Source organism: Psychrobacter sp. (assembly GCF_018260395.1).
GTDB lineage: Bacteria > Pseudomonadota > Gammaproteobacteria > Pseudomonadales > Moraxellaceae > Psychrobacter.
On record NZ_JAGLBC010000082.1, the window covers coordinates 1 to 11064 of the forward strand.

Annotated in this window: 7 protein-coding genes; 4 read left to right on the forward strand and 3 right to left on the reverse strand. The window is 37.4% G+C overall.

Going from position 1 to position 11064, the window contains the following annotated elements; genetic code table 11:
- The first annotated feature begins 411 nt into the window (after positions 1 to 411).
- The 3 genes from QZ265_RS07270 (at position 412) to QZ265_RS07280 (ending at position 3453) form a co-directional block, all read left to right on the forward strand.
- Entirely contained in the window at positions 412 to 1524 is a 1113-nt protein-coding gene (locus QZ265_RS07270) for a hypothetical protein (RefSeq protein ID WP_296404850.1), read from the forward strand.
- A 275-nt stretch (positions 1525 to 1799) separates the two neighbouring features.
- Positions 1800 to 2630 (forward strand): glutathione S-transferase N-terminal domain-containing protein, encoded by an 831-nt coding sequence (locus QZ265_RS07275; protein ID WP_296404852.1) that lies wholly within the window; start codon positions 1800 to 1802, stop codon positions 2628 to 2630.
- 76 nt (positions 2631 to 2706) lie between these two features.
- The gene (locus QZ265_RS07280; protein WP_296404853.1) at positions 2707 to 3453 is read left to right on the forward strand and encodes an endonuclease/exonuclease/phosphatase family protein; all 747 of its coding nucleotides are present in this window, start codon (positions 2707 to 2709) and stop codon (positions 3451 to 3453) included.
- A gap of 106 nt (positions 3454 to 3559) precedes the next feature.
- On the opposite strand, the gene rnr is transcribed toward QZ265_RS07280, so the two are convergent.
- Together rnr and QZ265_RS07290 are read right to left on the reverse strand one after the other, a co-directional pair.
- The gene (rnr, locus tag QZ265_RS07285; RefSeq protein ID WP_296404855.1) at positions 3560 to 5878 is read right to left on the reverse strand and encodes a ribonuclease R; all 2319 of its coding nucleotides are present in this window, start codon (positions 5876 to 5878) and stop codon (positions 3560 to 3562) included.
- Between the two features lie 379 nt (positions 5879 to 6257).
- The gene (locus tag QZ265_RS07290) at positions 6258 to 6485 is read right to left on the reverse strand and encodes a DUF465 domain-containing protein (RefSeq protein ID WP_296404857.1); all 228 of its coding nucleotides are present in this window, start codon (positions 6483 to 6485) and stop codon (positions 6258 to 6260) included.
- Positions 6486 to 7062: 577 nt separating this feature from the next.
- On the opposite strand from QZ265_RS07290, the gene ahpF reads away from it, so the two are divergent.
- On the forward strand, positions 7063 to 8631 hold the full coding sequence (gene ahpF, locus QZ265_RS07295; protein WP_296404859.1) for an alkyl hydroperoxide reductase subunit F: 1569 nt from the start codon (positions 7063 to 7065) through the stop codon (positions 8629 to 8631).
- A 593-nt stretch (positions 8632 to 9224) separates the two neighbouring features.
- Here the strand turns inward: ahpF and QZ265_RS07300 are convergent.
- Positions 9225 to 10805, reverse strand: coding sequence for a Fic family protein (locus QZ265_RS07300; RefSeq protein ID WP_296404860.1), 1581 nt, complete (start codon positions 10803 to 10805; stop codon positions 9225 to 9227).
- Positions 10806 to 11064 lie beyond the last annotated feature (259 nt).

Sequence of the window (11064 nt, forward strand, 5' to 3'; positions counted from 1 at the left end):
ATTTGGCTGAAATTATGAATGTTCAACACGCCCTAATAATTAAAGCATATTTTTAAAAAATTATGTAAAGGGTTGCTAATAGAGTGAGACATTATTTTTTAATAATTGCGATAAAGATAATAGTTTTCAAGCTTCTTATAGGCCAGTTAGTAATCGTTACATAAGCAGGACAAGAACCGACAATACCCTTATAGATGGCAAGGAAATTCATTGATAATATGGTTCAATGAATACAAGTTAAATGCATCTAATAAATTTAACTAATCTAAGCTAACCTAAATTAGCTTATTAATTGAGAATAAAAACAGTCAGATTTGATTATTAAACGGCTATGAAAAACAAAAAGCTATTTAAGCTTCGTTTATTAATGATTCATTTTTTAAATAAACACACTATAAAAAGGATAATTTTATGAAGGCAACTTTGAAAAGTCTGCGAGAAACCACCGCCCATCCAGCCGTAAGTATCTTTGTAAAAACCCATCGCAAACACCCAGACAATGAAAAAGACCCTATCGCTCTCAAAAACCAGCTTAAAGTAGCCGAAGAGCGTATTGAAAATGAATACGATAAAAAAACAGCTGCGACTATTTTAGAGAACATTCACGCTAAAATTGATGATTTAGACCATAATTATAATTTAGATACCCTAGCTATCTTTGCTAATACTGAAGATGTGCAAGTGATTCGTTTCCCCTTTGATGCCAAAGAGCGAGTGATAATTGATGAGCATTTTGCTACGCGTGATTTAATTCGTGATATGGCAAGTGCTGTACATTATTATTTGGTGGTACTCGGTCGCGACCAGGCGCGTCTAATTGAGGCAGTCAACAATCGTGTGGTTAAAGAGTTTGATGAACATTCTTCTGAACAGCAAAATATGGTCAATATTGCCTTTCCTATTGAAAATAATAGTCTCTATAAAACAGGTGATGGCGGTTCGGATCGATCTGCTAACAATGAAGATAGCTATCTAAAAGAATACTTTAACCGCATCGATAAAAGTGTTCAAGAACTATGGGGTGAGCATAAGATGCCATTGGTTATAGTAGGGGATAATCGTAACATCAGCTATTACAAGGAAGTATGTGATCGTCCAGAGAATATCATTGGTGCGGTATCTAACGTAACCGAGTTAGAAACAGGTAGCGCACAACATATTGTAGATGGTGTACAAGAAGCGGTAGAAGATTATCGTACCTCACTACATAAAGCGGCTTTGAGCGAAATTGATAAAGCCCGTGGTGCTGATATGTTACGTACTGACTTACAAGAAATTTACCGCGCTGCCTTTCAGGGTGCTGGTGAGACCTTATATCTGCGTAAAGGCTATATGGTACCTGCTATTATAGATGAAAAAGCGCAAACATTAACCATAGTCGATGATACCACTGCAGAAGGCGTAACGGATGATGCGATTGGGGAAGTGATAGAACAAGTTATGCATAACGGTGGTAAAGTAGTATTTATGCCAGAAGATATGATGGGTAATGATTTGCCGGTTGCTTTAGTAACCCGATATTAGAGCTACAGCATGCTGTACATAGTTTAAAATGTTTTTAATTTACAGACGCCAATTGTTATGACTTCTTTGTGGGTTATAAAGCTATTGGCGTCTTTTTATATTCGCTGATAGGTTGCAATCATTAACTTCTATGGTGATATTGATTGCTACATATGCGTCATCGATAACTGACTTTAGGTAGCATAATGTTCATATAGATAAACTATAATGAAGAATAGTTGGCGCAATAATAAGCCAAATTAATAATAATAAATATTTTAGACGAGGATATCATAATGATTGTTGCAAATAACAAAGTGGTTCATCAAATCAAAAGCTCACAATCACTATTATCCACTTTAATGCGTGGCGGGCTTAGCATGATGGGCACGTCTCATCCCATGCAACCAGAAAAGCCTTTAATACTTTATGAATTTGAAGCCTGTCCATTTTGTCGCCGCGTACGCGAGGCTATGACTCATCTCAATCTCGATTATGAGAGTCGTCCAAGCCCTAAACAAGGTCAAATCTACCGAAATGAGTTGCAAGCCAAACTTGCTGAGATGAAGATAGATAAGATACAAGTACCATTCTTAATTGATCAAAATACTGGTGAAAGTTTGCCAGAGTCGCAAGATATTATAGATTACTTATTTAAACATTACTCCAAACAAGGGCGTACCCCAAAACTTTTTCAACCGAATAGGTTACAAAAGGGAGGTGTTGGAATATTTAACACAGGCGCTAGCTTAGTATCAATGATGCGGGGTGTGAAAGCAATTCATCCAAAGAAGAATGAAGCTCGAGGACGTCCTGAACAATTGATAGAACTGTATGGATTTGAAGCGAGCCCTTTTTGTAGGTTGGTTAGAGAGACATTATGTCAACTTGAAATCAGCTATATCAATCATTATGTCGCACGAGAGCAAATTCAAGATATTGGCACTAGTAAAACCCATCTGAGTATAGGGAAATATAAACCTGTTAAAGGGGGCAAGCGTGAGCGCATCATGGATGAAGTTATGAATGGTAAAATTCAAGTTCCTTATTTAATTGACCCGAATACAGGTACTAAAATTTTTGAATCTAAGGATATCATAGAATATTTAAACAAGACCTATGGCTAAGCTATAGTTAAAGTAATTCAAGTATCGGATACCGCTTACTATCCTTCATTCAAAATTTATTTGTACGACTTAAACTATGAAAAATATTATCGTTACCAGCTATAACATCCATAAAGGAATGTCGCAGTTTAATCGTCAAGTTGTGACCCAAAAGATCGGTCAAGCTTTAAAGCAAGCAAACCCTGATATTTTGTGCTTGCAAGAAGTACAAGGTCAGAATCTTAAGCGCATGCTTAAATATAATGAATACCCAAATCAATCTCAGCATGAATGGTTCGGCGAGTTTCTTGATTGCCAAAATATTTATGGAAAAAACTCAGAGTATGGCAATGGTCACCATGGCAATGCCGTGCTAAGCCGTCATCCCCTCGATCCAAAGCATAATGTCAATATAACAGTAAATAAGCTTGAGCAAAGAGGGGTATTGCACTGTGAGGTATTACCTCAAGGTTGGGATGAACCTATTGTGGTGCTATGTGCACACTTGAACTTGCTTGAGAATGATAGAGAAAAGCAGTATAAGGCAATTGCCGCTTATGTAAACGATACGATTGACCAAAGTAGACCGCTCATACTGGCAGGTGACTTCAATGATTGGAAAAAGACGTCATGTCAAAAGTTGGCAGACGAACTACATATGACCGAAACTTTTATGGAAATTCATAATAAACTACTGCCTACTTTTCCTGCTAAGTTACCAGTTCTTAGTTTAGATCGTATTTATGTCCGTAATCTAAAGGTAAAGGGCGCATGGGTACATAAAGGTAAGCCTTGGTCTGAGCTATCAGATCATCTGCCAATTAGTGCAGAGCTTTGTTTGTAAAATATCGATAAATTGGTGTTCACTAAACTAAAAGAGTTGCCCAATTAAATGGACAACTCTTTTTTTTGTAATATTTTAGCGATTAATAGCACATCAATAGTTGTGCTTAAGACTTAGGCTTACCACGGCCACGACTATTACGACGACGAGAGGGTTTTTTGTCATCTGAAGTTATAGCTTGACCATCTTGGCTGGTTTGCTTTGGCTGATTATTGCCATTGCTTCTAGTGTCTTTTTTGGTCTGGTTCATGGCACTGGCTTTAAGCTTAGCTATTAGCTCAAAATCAATCTGCAATAAGTCCATATTGACAGCAGCAACTTTAATTCGCACCAGATCTCCTAGTCCATAAATCATGCCTTTATCTTGACCGATCAACTGCTGCTGTTTTTCATCATAAACAAAGAAGTCTTTACCAACATTAGAGATGTGAACTAAACCATCAATAAACAGATCAGTTAAGTTAATAAATAAACCAAAATTGGTAACCGTAGTAACTACACCATCAAATTCTTCGCCGACATGATCTTTCATGTAATGGCACTTCAACCAACTCTCAACAAAGCGAGAGGCTTTTTCAGCACGACGCTCCGTGTCTGAAGTTTGTTGCCCAGCTTCCTCTAACGTAAAGTCCATTTGTGGCTGTTTTTTACCGGTAACTTTAGACTTAATGGCACGATGTAACATTAAATCGGGGTAACGACGAATGGGTGAGGTAAAGTGTGAATACTCATCATACGCTAGACCAAAGTGACCTATGTTATCAGGCGAGTAATTCGCCTGCATCATAGAACGTAGAAGCATACTGTGGATACTAACAGCATCTGGACGCTCTTTGGTTGCTTCAATAATACGCTTATAATCGGCCTGCGTTGGATTCTCTTCAGGGAAGCTAATACCAAAGTTCTTCGCATACTCATGAACCATACGCGACTTTTCAGAATCTGGCTTATCATGGTTGCGATACAATACAGGCAACTCATTCTTTAAGGCAAAGTTCGCAGCACAGGTATTGGCCAATAGCATCAATTCTTCAATCAGTTTATGCGAGTCGCCTCGTGTACGTGGAACGATAGCATCAATGCCACCTTCTTCGTTAAACTTAATGAAAGTTTCAGGTGTTTCAAACTCCATGGCATTACGCTCTTCGCGTTTTTTAACCAAAACTTTGTAGAGCTGATGCATGGTATCGACAGCTTTTTTAACGTCTTTATTGTCCGTTAAAGAATCTGGTACGTTATCCATATTTCCATCAAAGTAATCATTGACTTGGTTATAAGTCAAACGGGCTTGAGAGTGCATCACTGAAGGGTAGAATTCATAACCAGTAATATTACCGGCACGCGATAACTTGATATCGGCTACCATGCATAAACGGTCAACACCTGGATTTAGCGAACACAAACCGTTAGACAATACTTCAGGAAGCATCGGTACCACATGGTGCGGGAAATATACGGAAGTACCCCGCTCGAACGCTTCATGATCGAGTGCTGAGTTTGGGGTTACATAGTGACTGACATCGGCAATGGCTACCACCACACGGTAGTTACCACCCTGACGTTTTTCGGCGTATACCGCATCATCAAAGTCACGAGAATCTTCACCGTCGATAGTGACTAAGGGCAAATCACGCACGTCAGTACGACCTTTAAAGTCTTGTGGCGTAGGCTCTTTATAACTATTGGCTTGTTTTAAAACTCCAGCACTAAACTCGCTTGGAATATCATAGTTTAGTAATGTGGTCTCAATAATAACCTCACGGTCATTGTCATCGTCCATCACATTAACGATTTTACCAGTGGCAAATTCATGCTGAGTGGGCCAATCAATAATATCTACTTTTACTGCAACGCCCGGCTTAGCATTCACCGCTTTAACGTTGTCCTCAGTGACCGTAATAGGCTGATGATTATTTGGGCTGGCCAAAGAAACCGTATAGCCCTCATCATCTTTTTCTAGAGTGCCGATAAAATGGGTTTGTTGACGATCAATAACCTCAACAATGCGACCTTCTGTACGGCCTCTATTGTCAGTAGTGGTACCAATAGCATTTACTGTATCGCCATTAAATACCCAGCGCATTTGTTTTTCGTGCAAAAATAAGTCTGGCATATCATCTAAAATTACGAAGCCAAACCCTTTTGCATGAGCAGAAACATTGCCAGTAACCACATCTTGTTTGGTTACTGCACGATATTTATAAGGTCTACCATCACGGTTTATTTGGCCATCACGAGTCATCGCTTTTAAACGATTGCCAAGGGCATCAAATTGGTCTTCACTATTAATACCAAATGATTCTGCCAGTTGTTTGTGAGTAAGCTCACCCTCATCTGCCAAAGTTTGCAAAATTAGCAAACGGCTAGGAATAGGATTGTCGTAGTTTTGAGCTTCTTGTTGTGCGTTAGGATCGTTCCAGGTCATATGATACCGTATGAGTTATTTGTATTTAATTGGTGCTAGTGAAATGATGATCATCACTAGTCTAAAGTCGATCTTAAATAATAAAAAAAGACATTAAAAGAATAAGTTATATTATTAATATTATTGTAGAAGAAAGAGAATGAAAATATGTAAGACCAATATGAGGTCTCTCGAAGCTATATTAACATAAAAAAAGAGTTAATAAGTAGACACAACATGATAGTGCCCGTTAACTAACGTAAATATAAGCTGTAGATTGCGAATAAATGATAAAGCCCTACACAATAAGCAGGGCTTTATTATAGGTGCTAAACAAATAGTTTTAAATATAACCCTATGATCAGCATGTCAAGAGTCTCAAACTATTTAATTTCGTTACTTACTTTTCTTGGCTTTTTTCTTCCAAATAACGGCCAATTTGGTCTTTAAGAAGAAGTTTGCGACGTTTCATTTCCTCAATTTCATCTTCACGGCTTACTGACTTAACGACATCGTTTTCTAATTTGTCTATTTGATTATCTAAGTCATTGTGCTCTTTGAACATCTTTTGAAAATGGGTATCTGTGTTTTTAAGTTCAGAGATTAGATCACGGTGTTCATGAAACATAATTTTATCCTTTTAATAGTTTTCTTGACTTAATTTAGACAGCAAAGCACACAAGTAAAATCTTTATAAAATTGCAGTCTAAGGGGAGTAAAACGTTATCTTTGTTTTTAATCTTTTCTAAATTGTACCCAAATTAAAAGCTAAAAACCATATCTAAAACTGCTTATTGCTGCAAAGTTTAAAGCCTTTTTGAGGACATAATATATTGTAGGATTATTAAGCGTGATAAATCTAATAACAAGCTAAGTGATTTTGTAATTTAAAACTATAATTTATTATCGTTTAGTTTTATCAATCAAAGCGTTTAGATTTATCAACTTGTTGTTTTATCCTATCATACCGATAATATAAGAATGACCAACCAACAAACAGCTAAGTTAATGCTAAAAATTATTATTTAAAGCTCTGTTGTACACATAAAAAATAAAAAATATTAATTAATATCGCTTTTTTCAAATATATCACTTTTTTCAGAAATATCGCTTTTGATTTTGATAGTTACTTAGTATCAAAGACTATCACATACTAACCATTAAATATCATACTTAATCCAAAAATATCACATAAGGAGTTTACAATGCTAGACCAAGGTTTATTAGATGCCGTAAAAAGTTATAGCGAAAACATGACTCGCTCGATCAGCTTTGTAATTGGTCAAGGTGACCATGCCAAAAAAGCTGAATTAATAGACTTTTTAAAGCAGATTGCTGGAACAACCGACAAAATTAACTTTGATGAAACTGCCACTGATGCTAGCCTACCTAGCCCAATTAGCTTCAAGGTTGCTACTGAAGGTCAAGACACAGGTATCGTATTTAGTGGTATTCCAGGTGGCCATGAGTTTACCTCATTGATTTTAGCTATCTTACAAGCCGGTGGTCATACTCTCAAACTCGATGACAGCATACAGAAAATGGTACAGCGTATTGCTCATCCTCTTAAGTTCCAAACTTACGTGTCATTGTCATGCCACAACTGTCCAGAAGTTGTGCAGGCATTGAACCAGTTTGCCTTATTAAATGACGGTATTAGCAACGAGATGATCGATGGCGCCTTATTCCAAGAGCAGGTAGAAGCCAATAATATTCAAGGTGTGCCAGCCGTATTTTTAAATGGTAAACCTTTCTTAAATGGTAAGGTTGACACCGCACGTATCATTGATAAATTACAAGATCAATATCCTGATCTATTGGCAGCGCCAAGTGAAGACGATGCTGAGCAGTTAGAGCGTCAAGATGTAACCATTATCGGTGGTGGTCCAGCTGGTGTTGCCTCTGCAATTTATAGCGCCCGTAAAGGTCTTAAAGTGACTATTGTTGCTGATCGTATTGGTGGTCAAGTTAAAGACACCCAAGCAATTGAAAACTTAATCTCTGTGCCATTAACGACAGGTAACGAGCTATCAGCAAACTTCGAAAAGCACTTGGTTGAATATGACATCACAGTCAAAGAGCACGTTAGTGTTAAAGAGCTGAGTGAAACTGAAGATGCAAACTATAGCGTTAAGTTAAATACTGGTGAGCAGTTTGAAACACGCAGTATTATTATTGCAACAGGTGCTCAGTGGCGTAAACTTAACGTGCCAGGTGAAGAGGAAAACATCGGTAGCGGTGTTGCTTACTGTCCTCACTGTGACGGTCCATTCTTTAAAGGTAAAGATATTGCTGTGATCGGTGGCGGTAACTCAGGTATCGAAGCGGCTCTAGATTTGGCCGGTATCGTCAAAAATGTGACTGTATTTGAATTTGCTGACAATTTAAAAGCTGATCAAGTATTGATTAATAAAGCCAAAGAGACTAAAAATATCAATATAATTACTTCAGCGGCAACTAAAGAAATTAAAGCAAAAGACGGTAAAGTGACTTCGATCATTTATGAAGATCGCACAACAGGGGCTACCAAAGAACAAGACTTGTCTGCGGTATTCGTTCAGATTGGTCTGATACCCAACTCAGATTTTGTGAAAGGTTTTGTGGATGTAAACCGCTTTGGTGAGATTGAAATTGACGAGGCGTGTAAAACTCATCGCCGTGGTATCTTTGCAGCAGGTGATGTGACTACTGTACCCTTTAAGCAAATCAATATTGCTATGGGTGAGGGGTCAAAAGCGGCATTGTCAGCTTTTGAATACCTTGTTATGCAGTAAGTATTTTAATAAGATTGTACTAACATAATAGCAATCTAATGTACTATGAAAGCCACCTTAGCTATCTTTTAGTTAAGGTGGTTTTTATTGTTTTATATATAAACCTATTTCAAATTTTGGTGTAATAGAAAAATTTATTTTGCTTAAAAACAATTGGAGTGAATAATTAGCAATTGGCTGACTTTGCAGGTCAATTAAAAGCCGGTGCTAAGTATTGTTATTTAATACGACAGCGTATGAGAGATTAGATACTTATCAGGGTGATTGGGATAAAAAATCAATATAAGAAGCGTAGGCGAAGTAAGAAAAGTCTTGATTTGGGTTTGGATTTGTTTTATAAAGCCACCTTAGCTTGTCTTAGCTTTGGTTTTTTTTGGGTTTTTGGCATAGATTTTGCTTTTCGCAACTCAAGGCAAACCGATTTTTAGGGCAACGTTTAACATTACTTAAAAGAATGAGATATAGTTGAGTCGGGTTTTAAATATCATTCTAACCTACAAGCAAGATTAGCTACTAATTCTTTGAACCTAAAGCTTTAGGTATGCTCACTGACCTTGTAAATAGACCTTGAATTAGTCAACCAAAAATACCTGCTAATTAAAAATCCCTCTTAAAACCTCAAGGATCCTATCGTAGAAATCACCTTCAGCAAGCTTGGGTATTTCTTTAACCAACTTATTTGATTTTTGACCCTTATTTTTCTGAAAACTGCGTATTATTCTATCGGCATAATCATTCGGCATCTCAATAAATTCTTTAATCGCCTCACGCGCTTTATCATGCTGTTGTAGATAGGTAGACTCAGAGTACATATGATGTTGAATAACATGTTCAACAAGTTTTGATAAATAGTGTACATGAGCGGTCAAATCCATAAATCGCCATACAGGGTCAGCTTCTTCACTATTTTCAATAACCAAATTGGACGACACACCATCTTCATATTTGGTGCGATCTGATGAAAAATAATAAGACGCTTTTAAGCTCTGCATCAACGGATTTGATATCGTTTCTAGGATCTCACTGTACTCTTTTTTACTACTGGAGTTATCAATAATAGCTTTGGAGATAGGAATAATAATAGGGTCAGTAGTGATACCATCACGCCTTAATATATCGTTAAACAAAAACCGATGTAGTCTTCCATTGCCATCTGCTAAAGGATGAATATAGACTAAGCCAAAAGCAATAACCGCACTGCGCATAATAGAGGACTGCCCTTGAGTGCTATGCATAAAGGCATTTAAACCGTTAAGCATATTACCTACTTGCCGATAAGGCGGCGCTATATAATGGACGATTTGTTTATAACCCATACGAGATTCACCAATAAACACCGGAGACTTGCGAACCCCAAAATGAGTAAGTAGAGAGTCCCCTAATAATGCTTGCTGATAGTCTGCTAATGTCTCAGGTGAAAACGGCGTTTCGCTTTTGCCAATATTTCTAGCCATAAAGTCGGCAAAGCGTTCAATACGTTTGACTTGGCTAGTTTCACCCTCAATAGCGAAACTGGCTTTACTTTCACCGAGCGTAATCCAGACTGAGGCGCGAGTGAGTAACTCCTCCCCAAATTCATCGGTTAATTGATGAATCATATGACTAATATCTAAATTTGATGCTGATTGGAATAGGTCTGTTTTAACCAACATCGGTGCGAAGTATTTATTACCTGCGATATTATTATTAACACGCCATCTTTTGTCTTTTTCACTACGTTCTTTTGAGGTGGTAACGAGCTTAGTTGAGTCAAGTACGTCTACATAGTTGCCACCAATAGATGGGGGAACAGTAAGCAGTTTGTCAGTGAAAAACTCATATAAAAATGCACATCGTCTGGCATATTGTCCTGTAGGTTCACTATCGATCCAATCTTGTATGACATGACCATCAATATTACGGAATAATCGAGCTAAAAATTCAAAGTGAATAATCTCATGACGTAAGTGAAACTGTAAATGGGCAGATATAGTGGGTTCAGGACGGTTTTGTTCAGGATAAATCTTATGCTCAAACCCATCTTGGATAATTTGCTGGCGACGCGTGCTAATGCAACTTGAGCTATAGATTGGAAGTGCTGGGGTGATCTTCGTTTTTTTAATCATCCATAAAATACCAATTGGGTCATCGGTTTTATGGAAGTCATCAGATGCGTAATAGAGTTTTAATGTCATGGCAGAGTGTCAAACCGATTTTAATAGATTATTTAAAGGTCATATTGACATAAAACGATTATGTTTGCACTAAATCGATTATATTTAAGGTATTCTGCTTTATTTTGATTATTTTTAATGATAGCTGATACAATGGAGACTGTTTCAGCTATATGAAGGCGACTAGGAGGTCTTTATAGCACCTCAAGAACCACTGCCCAGCTATTGCATAACAATGATTAGCGGTTGCTCACCTTTTAAATTTTGTGTCAGTCCTATA

Coding starts and splice junctions, on each gene's coding strand:
- QZ265_RS07275 (WP_296404852.1), top strand. CDS start 1,800: ATGATTGTTGCAAATAACAAAGTGGTTCATCAAATCAAAAGCTCACAA.
- QZ265_RS07300 (WP_296404860.1), bottom strand. CDS start 10,805: ATGACATTAAAACTCTATTACGCATCTGATGACTTCCATAAAACCGAT.
- QZ265_RS07270 (WP_296404850.1), top strand. CDS start 412: ATGAAGGCAACTTTGAAAAGTCTGCGAGAAACCACCGCCCATCCAGCC.
- QZ265_RS07280 (WP_296404853.1), top strand. CDS start 2,707: ATGAAAAATATTATCGTTACCAGCTATAACATCCATAAAGGAATGTCG.
- QZ265_RS07290 (WP_296404857.1), bottom strand. CDS start 6,485: ATGTTTCATGAACACCGTGATCTAATCTCTGAACTTAAAAACACAGAT.
- ahpF (WP_296404859.1), top strand. CDS start 7,063: ATGCTAGACCAAGGTTTATTAGATGCCGTAAAAAGTTATAGCGAAAAC.
- rnr (WP_296404855.1), bottom strand. CDS start 5,878: ATGACCTGGAACGATCCTAACGCACAACAAGAAGCTCAAAACTACGAC.